This window comes from uncultured Virgibacillus sp. (genome assembly GCF_947495635.1).
In the GTDB taxonomy this organism is placed as follows: domain Bacteria; phylum Bacillota; class Bacilli; order Bacillales; family Amphibacillaceae; genus Virgibacillus; species Virgibacillus salarius.
The window spans coordinates 21,165-36,001 of the sequence record NZ_CANMAB010000016.1; the positions used below are offsets into that span (position 1 = coordinate 21,165).

The 14,837-nt window shown below is 36.1% G+C and carries 19 protein-coding genes; 4 read left to right on the forward strand and 15 right to left on the reverse strand.

Annotated elements, in window-relative coordinates:
• Window positions 1–173: 173 nt before the first annotated feature.
• The gene (locus Q1A47_RS05615) at window positions 174–1,691 is read right to left on the reverse strand and encodes an FAD-dependent oxidoreductase (RefSeq protein ID WP_121605897.1); all 1,518 of its coding nucleotides are present in this window, start codon (window positions 1,689–1,691) and stop codon (window positions 174–176) included.
• 145 nt (window positions 1,692–1,836) lie between these two features.
• On the opposite strand from Q1A47_RS05615, the gene Q1A47_RS05620 reads away from it, so the two are divergent.
• Window positions 1,837–2,115, forward strand: coding sequence for an acylphosphatase (locus Q1A47_RS05620; RefSeq protein WP_121605896.1), 279 nt, complete (start codon window positions 1,837–1,839; stop codon window positions 2,113–2,115).
• A gap of 80 nt (window positions 2,116–2,195) precedes the next feature.
• Window positions 2,196–2,495, forward strand: a complete 300-nt coding sequence (locus Q1A47_RS05625) for an RNA polymerase alpha subunit C-terminal domain-containing protein (RefSeq protein WP_121605117.1) — start codon at window positions 2,196–2,198, stop codon at window positions 2,493–2,495.
• A gap of 53 nt (window positions 2,496–2,548) precedes the next feature.
• Here the strand turns inward: Q1A47_RS05625 and Q1A47_RS05630 are convergent, their stop codons facing one another.
• Complete coding sequence (locus Q1A47_RS05630; protein WP_021291327.1) at window positions 2,549–2,788, reverse strand: 4Fe-4S binding protein; 240 nt, start codon at window positions 2,786–2,788, stop codon at window positions 2,549–2,551.
• Between the two features lie 313 nt (window positions 2,789–3,101).
• On the opposite strand from Q1A47_RS05630, the gene Q1A47_RS05635 reads away from it, so the two are divergent.
• Window positions 3,102–4,172 (forward strand): M14 family metallopeptidase, encoded by a 1,071-nt coding sequence (locus Q1A47_RS05635; protein ID WP_366141113.1) that lies wholly within the window; start codon window positions 3,102–3,104, stop codon window positions 4,170–4,172.
• Here the strand turns inward: Q1A47_RS05635 and Q1A47_RS05640 are convergent.
• The 13 genes from Q1A47_RS05640 to Q1A47_RS05700 all read right to left on the reverse strand — a co-directional run bounded on the left by Q1A47_RS05640 (window position 4,167) and on the right by Q1A47_RS05700 (window position 13,561).
• Entirely contained in the window at window positions 4,167–4,745 is a 579-nt protein-coding gene (locus tag Q1A47_RS05640) for a histidine phosphatase family protein (protein WP_026681962.1), read from the reverse strand. The two genes, Q1A47_RS05635 and Q1A47_RS05640, sit on opposite strands and share 6 nt — an antisense overlap.
• Before the next feature lie 112 nt (window positions 4,746–4,857).
• Entirely contained in the window at window positions 4,858–5,064 is a 207-nt protein-coding gene (locus Q1A47_RS05645) for a DUF6501 family protein (RefSeq protein ID WP_026681961.1), read from the reverse strand.
• A gap of 54 nt (window positions 5,065–5,118) precedes the next feature.
• A complete protein-coding gene (gene msrB, locus Q1A47_RS05650) occupies window positions 5,119–6,090 on the reverse strand; it encodes a peptide-methionine (R)-S-oxide reductase MsrB (protein WP_166530434.1) in 972 nt (323 codons plus the stop codon).
• A gap of 68 nt (window positions 6,091–6,158) precedes the next feature.
• Window positions 6,159–6,704 carry a VrrA/YqfQ family protein gene (gene vrrA, locus Q1A47_RS05655; protein WP_051388355.1) on the reverse strand — a complete coding sequence of 182 codons (546 nt, stop codon included), beginning with the start codon at window positions 6,702–6,704 and terminating at the stop codon, window positions 6,159–6,161.
• A 483-nt stretch (window positions 6,705–7,187) separates the two neighbouring features.
• Window positions 7,188–8,117, reverse strand: coding sequence for a DMT family transporter (locus Q1A47_RS05660; RefSeq protein WP_026681959.1), 930 nt, complete (start codon window positions 8,115–8,117; stop codon window positions 7,188–7,190).
• Window positions 8,114–9,346, reverse strand: coding sequence for a 5-aminolevulinate synthase (gene hemA / locus Q1A47_RS05665; protein ID WP_121605114.1), 1,233 nt, complete (start codon window positions 9,344–9,346; stop codon window positions 8,114–8,116). Before hemA ends, Q1A47_RS05660 begins: the two co-directional genes overlap by 4 nt.
• Before the next feature lie 490 nt (window positions 9,347–9,836).
• Window positions 9,837–10,064 carry a YozE family protein gene (locus Q1A47_RS05670; RefSeq protein WP_121605113.1) on the reverse strand — a complete coding sequence of 76 codons (228 nt, stop codon included), beginning with the start codon at window positions 10,062–10,064 and terminating at the stop codon, window positions 9,837–9,839.
• An 11-nt stretch (window positions 10,065–10,075) separates the two neighbouring features.
• Window positions 10,076–10,840 (reverse strand): twin-arginine translocase subunit TatC, encoded by a 765-nt coding sequence (gene tatC, locus Q1A47_RS05675; RefSeq protein ID WP_026681957.1) that lies wholly within the window; start codon window positions 10,838–10,840, stop codon window positions 10,076–10,078.
• An 85-nt stretch (window positions 10,841–10,925) separates the two neighbouring features.
• The gene (locus tag Q1A47_RS05680) at window positions 10,926–11,120 is read right to left on the reverse strand and encodes a twin-arginine translocase TatA/TatE family subunit (protein WP_026681956.1); all 195 of its coding nucleotides are present in this window, start codon (window positions 11,118–11,120) and stop codon (window positions 10,926–10,928) included.
• An 18-nt stretch (window positions 11,121–11,138) separates the two neighbouring features.
• A complete protein-coding gene (tatA, locus tag Q1A47_RS05685; protein ID WP_026681955.1) occupies window positions 11,139–11,348 on the reverse strand; it encodes a twin-arginine translocase TatA/TatE family subunit in 210 nt (69 codons plus the stop codon).
• Window positions 11,349–11,481: 133 nt separating this feature from the next.
• Entirely contained in the window at window positions 11,482–12,069 is a 588-nt protein-coding gene (locus tag Q1A47_RS05690) for a molybdenum cofactor guanylyltransferase (protein ID WP_166530428.1), read from the reverse strand.
• A 17-nt stretch (window positions 12,070–12,086) separates the two neighbouring features.
• Window positions 12,087–12,575, reverse strand: a complete 489-nt coding sequence (locus tag Q1A47_RS05695; RefSeq protein ID WP_166530429.1) for a dihydrofolate reductase — start codon at window positions 12,573–12,575, stop codon at window positions 12,087–12,089.
• Between the two features lie 29 nt (window positions 12,576–12,604).
• On the reverse strand, window positions 12,605–13,561 hold the full coding sequence (locus Q1A47_RS05700; protein ID WP_166530430.1) for a thymidylate synthase: 957 nt from the start codon (window positions 13,559–13,561) through the stop codon (window positions 12,605–12,607).
• A gap of 236 nt (window positions 13,562–13,797) precedes the next feature.
• On the opposite strand from Q1A47_RS05700, the gene Q1A47_RS05705 reads away from it, so the two are divergent.
• Complete coding sequence (locus Q1A47_RS05705) at window positions 13,798–14,820, forward strand: NlpC/P60 family protein (RefSeq protein ID WP_026681952.1); 1,023 nt, start codon at window positions 13,798–13,800, stop codon at window positions 14,818–14,820.
• Window positions 14,821–14,837: the final 17 nt, after the last annotated feature.

Below are 14,837 nucleotides of genomic sequence, written 5' to 3' on the forward strand. Positions count from 1 at the left end.
GAAGTTTCTTTTTTATATTTAGTTCATTTGAAAATTCTAGTTTACATAATATATATTATAGGAAGTTAGTGATAAAATTTATTTTCCATCTCATAAACTAAGTATTGTTAAGATAGTGAGATATTAAATAAAATCGCTATGAGATCCAATAGCGATTTTATTCAGTTTCTAACTCAATTTAATTTAGATGGATCAATTTGTTTTAATGGCTGTTTTGCTGGCCCATCGATCACTTCTCCTGAATAGGAAAATCTGGAACCATGGCAAGGACAATCCCACGTGCGCTCAGCAGAATTCCATTCAACCTCACAGCCTAAATGCGTGCATGTTGTATCAACAGCATGCAAATTATTTTCAGTATCTTTATATACACCCGTACGATTTCCATTAATTCGTGTTACAGTTGCTTGGTCTCTAGCCAATTCAATCGAATTATTTCTAGTATTATCAAGCTTTCCCTGAATCATATGCTTTGCTACATCTGCATTCATTTGTGCGAATTTTCGAATGGATGGATCTGCTTTAAACCTTAACGGTGTAAATAATTCGTGATATGGACTTGACTGCTTCAAGATGTAATCGCTAATTATTTTTGCAGCAACCGTACCATTAGTCATCCCCCACTTACGAAATCCGGTTGCAACAAAAACCGCGTCTTCTGATTTTTTAATAGGCCCTATATAAGGAACTTTGTCTAAGGTAGTTATATCCTGTGCCGACCATCGATATTTTATCTGATCCACATGAAAATATTCGTTAGCAAACGTTTGCAATGCTTTAAAATGACTACGTGTTGATTTTCCTTGTCCAGTTTTATGATTTTCGCCACTAATTAGCCATAGGTCTTCCCCATTCCACTTGGTTGATCGTACCGATCTTGTTGGTGACTCCGCATTAATATACATCCCACCTGGAAACGGTTTATTTGATTGTATAGCCAGTATATAAGCTCGTTCCGTATACATTCTAGCAAAATAAAAGCTATTTCGGTCATAAAAAGGGAAATGAGATGCACAAATAACCTGTTTACACTTGATCCGATGTCCCCTTTTAGTCACGATAGATGGATATTTATTATATTCAACATCGATAGCTGTCGTATGTTCATAAAATTGTACGCCAAGCTCCTTACACGCATGAACCATCTTATTTAAATATTTTAATGGATGAAATTGCGCCTGATTTTTCATTTGCAGAACAGACTTAATTGGAATGTCTAGTGGCATTTCCTTTGACCATTCATGTTCGATATTTAACTGGTCATACGCCTGCTTTTCTTTCTCTAAATCCAACTTCCATTGATCAGAATTTGTATATATATAAGCATCTTCTTTTTTGTAATCACAATCAATATCCAGCTGTTTTATCGTATCTTCAATAAATTGTTTAGCCTCCATCATAGCTTTATAATACAATTTAGCCTTATCAAAACCAAAATGCTTGATTAATTCATCATAAATTAATCCGTGTTGAGCAGTAATTTTAGCAGTAGTATGACCAGTTGTGCCATTTACGATTACATCTGCATCAATTAGTGTTACGTTGATGTTTTGCTTTGCTAAAATATATGCAGCAGTAATTCCGGTAATGCCGCCACCAACAATTCCAACATCTGTATGTACAGATGATTCTAACGTTGGAAAGCTCGGTAATGATGTTTCTCTCCAAAACGAATGTGATTCAGGAGGCATCTGTGTTTTCGTCAATATTCCCACTCCTATTGCTTAGTTATCTATAGTATTAACCTACCTACTCCTTTTTATTTAACTCTATTCAGTTAATGATGATATAATTAAGTGTATAATTTTCATGTAAGGATAAATGTTACGTGAGGTGATGATATTGAGGACACATGCTATCATAAGTGGACGAGTACAAGGAGTGGGTTTTCGATATACCGCTAAACAAAAAGCTGATGAATTAGGAATAACTGGTTGGATAAGGAATAATGAGGATGGTACGGTCGAATTAGATGCTGAAGGTGACCCGGATCAAGTAGATCAGTTTATTCAAGCATTAAAAAACGGATTAACACCTGTTATTCGCGTTGAGCAGATTGATCAGACGTCAACGCATAAAAATTATGGTTATAGAAACTTTTCTATTAAAAGCTAATATAGATAATCCATTTAGCAAATAATGGATACTATAACGTTTACCTGACAAGCAATTACCGTTAAAAGGGGGATTAACAGATGAAGACCCGTTCTAAAAAAACGCTTAGGACATGTAGCAATGGCCATACATACTATAAAAGCTCAGATTGTCCTAGCTGTCCTATTTGCGAGGCAGAACGAGCACCACGTACAGGATTTCTATCACGTCTTGTAGCACCAGCAAGGAGAGCACTTGAAAATGAACACATTACTACACTAGAAACACTTTCTGATTATACGGAGCGCGAAATTCTAAAGCTACATGGCATAGGTCCAAGCAGTATACCTATACTTAAACGTGCATTAGAGGAAGCAGGCTTGTATTTCAAGGATTCATGATATGTCAATTGAAAACAAGCCGTCCTACAAATACATAGGATACGGCTTGTTCATTATTGTTCTTCAAAAAACTTACGATTTAATGCAATATATTCATTTTCTTCTTCTGGTACTTCATCTTCCATGTAAATGGCCTCAACAGGACAAACAGCTTCACAAGCTCCACAATCAATGCAAATATCTGGATCGATAAAGAACATGTCTTTTCCCTCTTCTATACAATCAACAGGACAAACTTCTACGCATTCTCCTGCTTTTTCATCTTTACAAGGTGATGTAATAATAAATGCCAAGTTTCTCTCCTCCTTCTTCCGATCAGTAAACTCATTACAAAATAGCTTATGATATAATTGTTATTATAACGCATATAAGTTGAAAAATAAAAGTAATATTGTTGAATTTCCTATGGATTATTCCATCATTCTACACATTTTTCACTAATATAAACATATGATTTAGTATTCGTTCTATTAGGGAGAGAATACAATGGAAATTACTGTTCGCTAAGGGGATACTTTATGGTATTACAGCCAGCTTTTTGGTATTCCGTTACCACTAGTCGAAGATTCAAATCGTGGGGTAAATGCAAACCAACTCCAACCCGGCATGCAAGTATTGCTACCAGGATACCGTACGATCACTTACTCTATTCAGCCAAATGATTCATTATGGACAATAGCAATAACCAATAATATACCTGTAGATAGTATTGCTTTATTGAACCCAACGATCCAACCGATGAATTTACAGATCGGAAAAACCATTCTACTTCCAGAGAAAGTTAGATCCGCGATTATTACAGATTTAAACAAGTATACGTATGAAAAGTTTCAACAGGATTTACATAACTTACAAGCTATTTATCCGTTTATGTTTCAACAATCCATTGGGAAGTCTGTAATGGGAAAGGAAATTGTAGAGTTGCAAATTGGAAGAGGTTCAAACGACGTTCATTTAAACGGCTCCTTCCATGGAAATGAATGGATAACTACTTCTGTTATTATGAAATTCATTAATGAGTATGCACTATCGCTAACCAATCACAATCCCATTCGTGGCAGGTTCACTCTACCTTTATACCAAACGACTCAACTATCCGTAGTGCCAATGGTAAATCCTGATGGAGTTAATCTCGTTATTAATGGAGCAAAAGCTGCAGGAGATTATGAAACAAAAGTATTAGAAATGAATCATCAAAACACTAATTTTTCAAATTGGAAAGCAAATATTAAAGGAGTGGATTTAAACAAACAATATCCTGCACGTTGGGAAACAGAAGTAGAGAGAAAACCAACTTCACCTCAACCACGAGATTTCCCAGGTTATGAACCCATGACTGAGCCGGAAGCAATAACAATGGCAGATTTGGCCAATGAAAGGAATTTCTCCATTGTCAATGCTTTACATACACAAGGTGAAGAAATTTATTGGGGGTTTGAAGGACTTGAACCTCCTGAATCTGAACAAATTGTTAATGAGTATGCACGTGTCAGTGGATACCTTCCTGTGCAATATATTGACAGTTATGCAGGCTATAGGGATTGGTTTATCCAAGAATTCAGAAAGCCTGGTTTCACAATTGAATTAGGTACGGGTGTTAATCCATTGCCGTTTGAACAATTCCCTGAGATATACGAGGAGACATTAGGAATTTTATTAGCAAACCTTTACCTATAAATCTGATTTCCAATCCACTTGTACTGGTCGGACTATTTGTCTTCCTAATTGCAATGTGTAAACATCAGGATTTTGCATTGCTTTCCATGTATCAAAACCAAAAGCTTGATCATATCGGTGAAGTAATAGAGAAAGTAGATTTCCATGACTAACAATAACAATATTACGAAAAGTTGTCGATTTCATCTGATCAATCACTTCATGCGCACGCTCAATTGCATCATTGGAGGACTCTCCACCAGGTAGTGAAAAATCCAACTCTTGAAACGAATGTTCCAGGACATCTAGCCAATCGTCTATTGGATCTTCACTTAATATTCGTTCTTTTAACCGCTCGTCAACATGTATTGTAAGTTGAGCTTTATTTGCAAAGGGCTTAATACTATCGACTGCTCGTAGATAAGGGCTAGAAATAATATGATCAATTTCCTCATCTAAATTCGAAAAGAATTCAGCTAGCTGATTTGCTTGTTGTAAACCATTCGTTGTTAATGGAGAGTCTCTATGTTGACCATGAGCTGAACAATGTCGCACCAAATAAATCTTTTTTTCTGTTAAATTTGCTTGTTCCATTCATTACCCTCCATTTAAAACAGAATAGTATGATAACACCAATTATCTTTAGTATACCATTTTTTATGAAATATTAGTATTCATGTATAAAAATAACAGGGAAATTCCCCTGTTATTTTACCTCTTCAAAGTATTCTTTTCTAAATCCAGCAATTCGTTCACTGTTGTCAATGATAAAGTAGAATTCATCCGTCTCATTCTTTACATCATATACTTTTCCTGGTGTGAGCTTATTGTCCACAATAAATTTCTTTGCATCAGCATGTACGCATTTTAGTCGTTTGATTGTCTCTCGTTCTTCCCAATTTAGATGAATCATAATCGTTACTCCCCTTTTTGAGTTTACATAATATTTATATTGTCAACTTGTCGTTTACTCGAACAAACGTAGATATTCCTCATACCCTTCTTCCCTTAGCCTGTCCTTAGGTATAAATCGCATGGCTGCGGAATTTATACAATATCGAAGTCCGCCTTTATCCTTTGGACCATCCTCAAATACATGACCTAAATGGGAATCCGCGGTTTTACTTCTTACTTCCGTTCTTACCATTCCATGCGTCGAATCTATTTCCTTTTTCAACTGATACAAATCAATGGGCTTGGTAAAGCTTGGCCAACCACATCCCGCATCATATTGATCCGTAGAAGAAAACAAGGGTTCCCCAGAAACAATATCTACATAAATCCCTTCCTCTTCATTATTCCAGTATTCATTTTGAAATGGTCTCTCTGTTCCATTTTCCTGTGTTACATGGAATTGAATGGATGTTAATTGTTTTTTTAACTTACTTTTATCAAGTTTATTTCGCCAGTTTTTCTTTATGAAATCCTCCCTACCCGATCCTTTTTTATACAATCTATAATGAAAGGATTGCTTTTTATAATAATCTTGATGCTTTTCCTCAGCTGGATAAAATGGCTTTGCAGGAAGTATTTTGGTGACGATTGGCTTTGAAAATCTTCCGCTATTTTCTAATTCTTGTTTAGATGCTTCGGCTATCTGCTTTTGCTCATCAGTATGATAGAATATAGCAGTTTGATATGATTCTCCACGATCATGAAACTGACCATAAGGATCTGTAGGGTCGATTTGTTGCCAGAATGTTTCAACTAACTTTTTATATGGCATTATAGATGAATCGAACTCAATTTGTACAGCCTCCACATGGCCAGTTGTATTGGAGCAAACCTGTTCATAAGTAGGATTTTCTACGGTGCCACCAGTATAACCCGATGTTACGCTAATAATACCAGGACGTTCATCGAATGGCTCGACCATGCACCAAAAGCAACCCCCAGCGAAAGTCGCAAACTCTTTCGTTGTAGTACGCACATATATCATTCCCTTTTCAGCATTTTCTTCTATTTTTCCTTTTATAGAAGAAAAAATCAAGCTGGGAGCCTTAAAAATTAAATAAACAGCTTCGGAACAGACTGACCAGGCTGTGAATTTCGCTCGGAAACGCGATCCGTTGATGTCAGTTGTAATGCATCTTCTGACAGTTCTGCACTACTTTCGATAAGGGAATCCTCTTCGGTAGACTGTTCATCAGAATCATTTTGATTACCATCTCCACTTTCCATTGAATTGAATGCTTTCATCATTCTATACATAGCAGGTAAATTTTTCACCATAGGCCCATATTCTTGCACGATCGGTGCAGCACTTTGCACCATTTTTAAAACTTGTTGAACATTATTTAATGTTCCAGACAGACCACCTACCCCATTGCTTAAAAATCCAGCACCTGTTCCAGCAGCAGATTGCGGTCGTAAAAAGCTAAGCAGATTTCGTAAATTGCCTCCTCCAGCTTGTTGAGCTCCGGGTATGGATGCCCCTGGAAATCCCCTTCCTGGAAAAGCTCTTGGAAATTGATTACCGTACATCATATTTCCTGGGTTTACTTGCTGCATATTAAACGGAAAATTACCTGGCTGATTAGATGGAAATACCATATCATTACCCCCTATACCTAACTAAATCATTTATAGTATTGTACGTAAACCCAGAAAAAAGGTGTAGGCGGTAGTTCTTATAGAACTGTATATCATACATATGAGTGAAATATTTCCCGGGCAACCGCACAAACTAACATGTTTCCCTAAATCCAGTGCCATTTTTGCCGAATTCTGGTTTATTTACTCAAATAATAAATATTAAACAAACGTTTGATTAAAATACCGAACTGGAGGAAAATCATACAGTTCCATGCTAGTATTAGCGTAAATAGGAGGAAGTTAGAAAACCACATACGCTTATCATTATATTATCTAACAACGAATAAGCTTTAGTTATTCCTTATATATAGATGAATATCGCACTCAATCCAGCCAATCAGCTACACAGTATAAACTCTAACTTTTGGGGTAACCACCTAATTATTTTAAAATAATTATCTTTCGTTTATTAACAGTTTAGGAAATTATAAAATCAGCTCATTAGTTTACTTTTTTATCAGAGTATAACTGATGCTGTTTAACTTTTTTATCACTTCTATTAGAAGGAAAGCGAAGCCCCATTGCGATTGCAGCGCCAATACAACCGAATAGACATCCAAAAAATAAGTATAAAGTTGGTTGGGAGTCCCCGATTATTACGGAGGCAATCCCTCCGATAGCAGGAAAAAGAGCTACCATGTAGCTGCTTAAGGACGCTCCGATTCGTTCTACAAGTTTAAGGTAGAACATCCATGCAACAAAGGACGCAAAAACTGTTAACCATACCAATGCACCAAGATAAGAAATTGATGTTGGGAGGTAGAAATCCTGACCTTGGAAAGTACAAATAATAAATAATAGGAGTGCTGCTACTACTCCACCGAAACTATTTGAGTAGACAGGATTAATTCCTCGGTTGGCATTTCGTGCTGAACTTGCATCACCTACCGATGTTAATAAGGTACCGAGTAATGCGACACCTACCCCTTTTAATTGAGCAAGATTAAATTGCTCGGATAAAAGAGGATAAATAACAATACATACTGCAATCATACCAATTATTCCACCTATAAGTATTCTAAGGTGTAACCTCTCCCCTAGAAATACGCGCAATGCAATAGGAGTCAATATAGCTTTCATAGAAAACATAAGAGTCACCAGCGCTGCAGAACTCCAGATTGTGCCATAATATAATAAAAGATAACTCAAAGCAAAGTTACAAGCCCCAAATATAATAATGGGTAAAGTATCCCTGCGTGAAGGTCGGCCAGATGGCCGATACAAACAAGCCAGGATAACAAATAACAACGCAGCCCCTGCAATACGGTAGGTTAATGACACTTCAAGACTGATAGGTGTACCTTGAATTTTAACAGCTATAAAGTTTAACCCCCATACAAGGAGACAGAAAATGTACATAAAAATAGTCATTGCATAGTCACATCTGACTGTTCCACAAACACAATATCAAAATGATTAAAAACCTCAATCAAAGCATCTTTTAATTGTAAGATTTGCTCCTCAGTATGATTAGGAGTAACGTTAACACGAAAGCGCTCTGTTCCGACAGGAACGGTTGGTGAGTTAATAGGCTGTAAGTAGACACGATGCCTTTCTAGTAAGCGCTTTGCCGCATCCTTGCACTTTTGAGCTTCACCGATTAAGACAGGGAGGATATGAGTTTCACTAGATTTCATTATAGGGATGCCCGCACGATTGAGTTCCTCTCTCAATATTTTCGTCTTTCTATGTAAAACATCTCTCTCATGATTTGATGCTTTTAAATGCTCAAGACTGGCATTACAAGCTGCCACAATAGATGGGGGCAAAGATGTAGTAAAAATGAACCCGGATGCAAAAGATCGAATGACGTCAATTATCTCATTTGATGCAGCAATATACCCACCTATAACACCAATTCCTTTCGCCATAGTTCCTTGAATTATATCAAGACGATGTTCTATTCCTAATTCCGCAGCTTTCCCCGCTCCTCTTGGACCATACATACCGATAGCATGGACCTCATCGATAAATGTTAAAGCATTATACTGTTCTGCAAGGTCGCAAATTTCTTTAATTGGAGAGACATCTCCGTCCATGGAATAAACGGATTCAAAAACAATAATTTTTGGTTGATCAATGGGCTGTTCTACAAGTAGTTCTTCTAAATGACTCACATCATTATGTCGGAAAACTGCACAGGCAGCCTTAGTACTACGAATTCCATTAATGATTGAAGCATGATTAAGTTCGTCAGAAAATATGGTGCAGTCCGGCAACAGACGAAGTAAGCACTGTAATGTGGCATCATTTGATCCATAGCCTGTTGGAAAAACTAACGCTGCCTCTTTGTTGTGCCAATCCGCAAGTGACGATTCTAACCTATTATAATGTTTATGGGTTCCTCCTATGTTCCTCGAACCACCTGAGCCTACCCCAAACAACTGGATAGCTTCCTGAGCAGCTGCGGTTACTAGGGGATGCTGAGACATACCCAAATAGTCGTTACTACACCAGACAACAACGGATTGATCATTCTTTTTACCACTTAACGTAGCCAGGGGATATTGACCACGTATTCGATTAATAGTAACGAATTCACGATATTGTCCACTTTCTTTTAGTAATTGAATTTTGTTTTTCAATAATTCAGCGTACATAACAAGTCCTCCTTCTTAATCTCTAGTAAACTCAATGTTAATTAGAACTCTACGAAGAATGAATACTATGTAAATTAATTTATTAACATATTCCTCCTTTCTTTCAAATATAAAATTTAGAGTACTTAATAAATTACATACTAATGATGTTAATGGATTTAGTCAATCATTTTTTCAAAAAATTAGTAAATTATATATTATTTTACCAATATAATTATAGTTACAATTCCTAATATTACTTTTCTAAGGGGATTTAGATTGCTCGTCTATGAAAGATACCTGGTTAGCTTTATCTGGAGACAACCATATATGGAGTTTTTATTAATGACTGTCATGGCTTAGATCAACCAATTAGAATGTGAACTGAGATTTCGTATTAGAATGTGAACTGAGATTTCGTAACTGTGCAGGAAAATATAGAGGCAGAGTAAAAAAGACATGAAGGAATTAATTAGCTTATATTGCACAAAAAAAGACGCTAGAAACAATTCTAACGACTCTCATGTTCATGTATCCTATATATATCCCAAAGCTCATCAAACACGGTTACTGCTGTAGGAAATGGGCTATTATATTCAAGGTAGCTACTTATTTCATCATATTCCATCGCGTGCTTTGGAAAATAATGATCCGCAAAGGCCCAATCTGCTAAACGACTTTTTTCATCTGGATTTTTCTTTCCCCGATATGTCATTAAAAAATGATAAAAAGAACGCAATCCGATTCACCTCATCCATCTAAACGATCACTTTCCATGAATTCTTTATGTTTTTTCAGCTTACGCCGGTACACAACAGCAGCTAAATAAATACTAATCTCATACAAAATAATTAATGGTACTGCTACAACAAGCTGCAATATAAAATCCGGTGGCGTAACTATTGTTCCGATAATAACAAGGATTAAATAAGCATATTTACGCGTTTTACGCATAAAATCCGGTGTTAGTACTCCTAAAGCAGTAAGGAACATAGCAATTACTGGTATTTCAAACAACACAGCAAATGGCAACGTAACACGTATAAGAAACTTAAAATAACGATCAACGGTGAACATTTCATTAAACATTCCATCATTTAAGGACAAAAGAAATGGAAGAATTAACTCAATGAACATATAATACCCAAATACTAATCCCGCAATAAATAAAAGAAAGACGGCAGGTATATATGCTAATGTTGCTTTCCTTTCCGACTGTGTTAAACCTGGTCTAACAAACAACCAAACCTGTAATGCAAAAATTGGAATGGTGCAAGCAATTGCCACTATCCCCGCGAGCGTAAAATGAATCCAGATAATTTCACCCGGACTTATTACAGTTAATTTAAAGTCCAAATCACTTTGAAAAAAAGAATATATATCTTTGGAGAACACAAATCCACCAATAAAGAATAAAATGAAAAAAACAGCAATAATTATTATCCTATTTCTTAACTCCGATAGATGATCTGTAAGGTTCATTTCCTTTTCATCCATTGATACGTTGTTAGGCATCCTTTCACTCTCCTACTTACATAAACCTTGTACATAGTACCTACATAAAAGAAGATGCAAGGGTTATACCTTACACCTTCGCATATCAGCTTTTACTAGATGTTTGCTTTTCCGTTTTACTAGCATCATCATCGGTGACGATATCCTTCGTAGCATTTTTAAATTCTTTTAACGAACTTCCAAATGCTTTACCGATCTCTGGAAGTTTAGAAGGACCAAATACAACGAGCGCTATGATTAAAATTAAGATTAACCCAGGAACACCAATACTTGAGAACATTCCCTTCACTCCCTTATGTTATTTACTGCTTTTTTGATCAGTAATAATATCTTTTGTTTCCTTTATTTCATCTGTAACATCACTAGTTAATTCATTTGCAGAAGTTTTAAATTCCTTTAACGTTTGTCCTGCCGCTTTACCAATCTCCGGCAACTTTTTCGGACCGAATATTACTAATGCGATGATTAAAATCAAGATTAGTCCAGGAAAACCTATACTAGAAAACATCTTCACACCTTCTTTTCATAATTAATCTTATTATAATCAAAATTTCAAAAAACAAATATCCTTTGTAAAAAAATTCATAGCGTGTTCAATGATTAAGTATAAAGCGCTTTTAGTGTAACATGTTTTTCTTCTCTTAAACAAGTCTCATTGTCTTAGCGTGTTCATATTGTTCTGGCGTATTCATATTGAAAAAATGACGTTCTACTTGATCACGTGGGAATCCATGAAAATCATGGATAAAGCGAATATTCATCTCCTCAAAAAAACCAGTAACTTTTCGTTCACCCTTATCCAGTTGCTTTTGTACCTCTTCAAGCACTGATTTTTTATAAACAGCTGCTAAAGGATGCATATGTGTTTGATAAACGGGTACAACACCATCATAGTCTTCCAAGTTGTCTATCATATATTGTAAAATCGGATATTGGATAAACGGCATATCACAGGCAGTGATGATAAAAACATCCGCTTTATTATAATAAAGCGCTGCTTCTATGCCTGCTAATGGTCCACTTTCTTGATACCTATCTGTTACAAATCGAGCTGGTAAATCGTTATAAAGCTGGGGCTGATGTGTAACAATGGATAAGCAATTCGTCACCTTCATCAATTCAAGAAAGATACGATTTATCACCGTTTGATTGCCAATTTTCAATAAAGACTTATTTGTTCCCATTCGCCGAGATTTACCACCAGCAAGTATTACCCCACAAGTATCCATTCGTTCCTCCCTACTACTTAAATTCGATCATACTGTAAAAAGTAATATTCGTAAGGATTTGTATCATTTCTTTCCCCTTTAACCTTAGAAGTAAGCCTCCATTCTTTTTCTGAGAATGTAGGAAAATATGTATCCCCATCAAAAGAATGATTAATCCACGTAATATACATTCTGTCAGCTATCATCATCGCCTGCTCAAATATTTTTCCACCACCAATGATAAAATATTCCTGATCAGGGTGGTTCTCACTCCACTGTTTAATATGATCTAAGCTATCAATTACTTGGACATCGTCAGGGAAATCATTATCCCCTCTCGTAAGCACAACATTTGTACGGTTGGGTAAACTACGTCCTAATGAATCATACGTTTTTCTCCCCATAATGATAGTTTGATTGACTGTCTTTTCCTTAAAAAAGCGTAGATCCTTTGGTAATCGCCATGGTAAATCATTATCTACACCGATGACATGATTGCGATCCATTGCCAATAATAATGATATCATTCTTTGTCCTCCTAATATCTAACAGTTGCTTACACAGCTATCGGTGCCTTGATGGCTGGATGTGGGTTGTAATCCAATATTTCAAAATCAGAAAGTTCGAAATCAAATATAGACGTTTTTTCTGCATTTAATTGTAATGTTGGAAAGCTTCTTATTTCACGATTTAGCTGTGTCTTTACTTGATTTATATGATTCGTATATATATGTGCATCCCCCAAGGTATGGACAAATTCACCTGGTTGTAGATTACATTCATGCGCAATTAGGTGTGTAAGTAAAGCATAACTTGCAATATTAAACGGTACGCCAAGGAATACATCCGCACTCCGTTGATATAGTTGACAAGAAAGCTTACCTTCTGCTACATAAAACTGAAATAATGTATGACATGGAGGTAAAGCCATTGATGGTATATCTTCAGGGTTCCATGCTGATACAATGTGCCTCCTTGAATCCGGCTTGTACTTAATGTTCTCGATTACTTCTTTAAGTTGATCGATTACCTCATTTTGTGATGTCTTCCATTGACGCCACTGTTTTCCATAAACAGCTCCTAAATCGCCAAACTTTTTAGCAAACGCATCATCAGCGAGAATTCGCTCTTTAAAAATGGACATTTGCTCTTTATATTGCTCATGGAAACGAATATCAAGCTGTGAACGGTTACCAAAATCCGTCATATCTGGTCCATGATAACTATCACTTGTAACCCATTTTTCAAACGCCCATTCATTCCATATATTATTGTTGTTTTGTAGCAGGTATCGTATATTCGTATCCCCTTTTATAAACCATAGGAGCTCACTTGCAACTAAACGAAAAGGCACCTTTTTGGTAGTTAACAATGGGAATCCTTTTGCTAAATCGAAGCGCATTTGGTGACCAAAAACAGAATAGGTACCAGTATTTGTACGATCTTGTTTATTAGTACCATTATGTAAAATGTGATTACATAAATCTAAATATGCCCTTTCTCCTGTAACCATATCTATTCCTCCATTTACTATCTACTATCCAACTAATTGTAACACAAACTACAATTTTAAGCAGTTTACACATCACGTTAACATACTGTATTTGAACAGGCGCACTCCAATTTTTGAGGCATTGTCAGTCTTAATAAGATTTAGAGTTTACGTTTGTAACACAATCGTAACTCATAAACATGCTAAATACTCATAAATCTGTTAGAGACAGTCATAAATTAGAAAGGGGTATTTGCATGCTAAATGGGACTGTAGAGCACGTAGTAAAACGTTCTTTACTTTATGGCTACGTGTTAAGTCAACCACTTGTAGCCTATGTTGATGCATATCCTGAACTACAAAATAAGCTTTTATTCGAATCAGAACAACTAGAGTTTGGCAAACATGGCGAAGCTATTCGCATCCTACAACAAAAGCTTCATACATTATCCTATTTTGATAATAATATAGATGGTAAATTTGGAATCTTAACCGAGCACGCACTTAAAAACTTTCAAGCTGAACATAGCTTAACGATTAATGGGAAAGTTAACGAGGATACATTAAAAGCAATAATCAAAGATGAAGAACAAGAATATATAGATCAGTTAGAAAATTTTTCAGATGAGATCCGGCCTGGAATGTACAACGCAAAAGTAAAGATCGTTCAAAAGTCATTACAATACTTTGGATACTATGAGGGTGAATTAGACGGAATATATGGCCCATTAACGAAGCAAGCATTACAAATTGCTGAAGACGAACATAAAATGGATTTAATTGATGATACCTACCTTACCTCAAATGCACCAGTAGAAAAAAAGAAGAAGTCAGAAAATGTGCAGCAAAGAAATGAGGAGTCTGTTGAAGAAAAGCAGGAAGCAGCAAAGGAAGTTAAAAAAGTTCGCATAGAAGGCAATGATGGAGCGACTATAGTTCAAGAAGCTCGTTCACAAATTGGTACGCCATATACTTGGGGAGGAACCTCACCTAGTGGATTTGATTGTAGTGGTTTTATTCAATATGTATATCAACAACAAGGCGTGCAGCTTCCGAGAACCGTGAGTGATATTTGGAATTTTTCCACTCCCATCTCGAATCGCTCTGTCGGTGACCTCGTATTTTTTGAAACATATAAACCAGGACCATCCCATATGGGAATTTATATCGGTGACGGAAAATTTATCCATGCAGGTGAATCGAATGGCGTGGAGATTAGCGAATTAACTAATCCTTATTGGGAAGCTAGGTACCTTGGCGCAAAGCGAGTTAATCAATAATAGCATAAAGTGGGAGT

What these genes read in the sequence shown, in the direction of transcription:
- Q1A47_RS05615 (WP_121605897.1), bottom strand. Translation starts at nt 1,691, where the DNA reads ATGCCTCCTGAATCACATTCGTTTTGGAGAGAAACATCATTACCGAGC.
- Q1A47_RS05620 (WP_121605896.1), top strand. Translation starts at nt 1,837, where the DNA reads ATGATATTGAGGACACATGCTATCATAAGTGGACGAGTACAAGGAGTG.
- Q1A47_RS05625 (WP_121605117.1), top strand. Translation starts at nt 2,196, where the DNA reads ATGAAGACCCGTTCTAAAAAAACGCTTAGGACATGTAGCAATGGCCAT.
- Q1A47_RS05635 (WP_366141113.1), top strand. Translation starts at nt 3,102, where the DNA reads ATGCAAGTATTGCTACCAGGATACCGTACGATCACTTACTCTATTCAG.
- Q1A47_RS05640 (WP_026681962.1), bottom strand. Translation starts at nt 4,745, where the DNA reads ATGGAACAAGCAAATTTAACAGAAAAAAAGATTTATTTGGTGCGACAT.
- Q1A47_RS05645 (WP_026681961.1), bottom strand. Translation starts at nt 5,064, where the DNA reads ATGATTCATCTAAATTGGGAAGAACGAGAGACAATCAAACGACTAAAA.
- msrB (WP_166530434.1), bottom strand. Translation starts at nt 6,090, where the DNA reads ATGATATATGTGCGTACTACAACGAAAGAGTTTGCGACTTTCGCTGGG.
- vrrA (WP_051388355.1), bottom strand. Translation starts at nt 6,704, where the DNA reads ATGGTATTTCCATCTAATCAGCCAGGTAATTTTCCGTTTAATATGCAG.
- Q1A47_RS05660 (WP_026681959.1), bottom strand. Translation starts at nt 8,117, where the DNA reads ATGACTATTTTTATGTACATTTTCTGTCTCCTTGTATGGGGGTTAAAC.
- hemA (WP_121605114.1), bottom strand. Translation starts at nt 9,346, where the DNA reads ATGTACGCTGAATTATTGAAAAACAAAATTCAATTACTAAAAGAAAGT.
- tatC (WP_026681957.1), bottom strand. Translation starts at nt 10,840, where the DNA reads ATGCCTAACAACGTATCAATGGATGAAAAGGAAATGAACCTTACAGAT.
- Q1A47_RS05680 (WP_026681956.1), bottom strand. Translation starts at nt 11,120, where the DNA reads ATGTTCTCAAGTATTGGTGTTCCTGGGTTAATCTTAATTTTAATCATA.
- tatA (WP_026681955.1), bottom strand. Translation starts at nt 11,348, where the DNA reads ATGTTTTCTAGTATAGGTTTTCCTGGACTAATCTTGATTTTAATCATC.
- Q1A47_RS05690 (WP_166530428.1), bottom strand. Translation starts at nt 12,069, where the DNA reads ATGGATACTTGTGGGGTAATACTTGCTGGTGGTAAATCTCGGCGAATG.
- Q1A47_RS05695 (WP_166530429.1), bottom strand. Translation starts at nt 12,575, where the DNA reads ATGATATCATTATTATTGGCAATGGATCGCAATCATGTCATCGGTGTA.
- Q1A47_RS05700 (WP_166530430.1), bottom strand. Translation starts at nt 13,561, where the DNA reads ATGGTTACAGGAGAAAGGGCATATTTAGATTTATGTAATCACATTTTA.
- Q1A47_RS05705 (WP_026681952.1), top strand. Translation starts at nt 13,798, where the DNA reads ATGCTAAATGGGACTGTAGAGCACGTAGTAAAACGTTCTTTACTTTAT.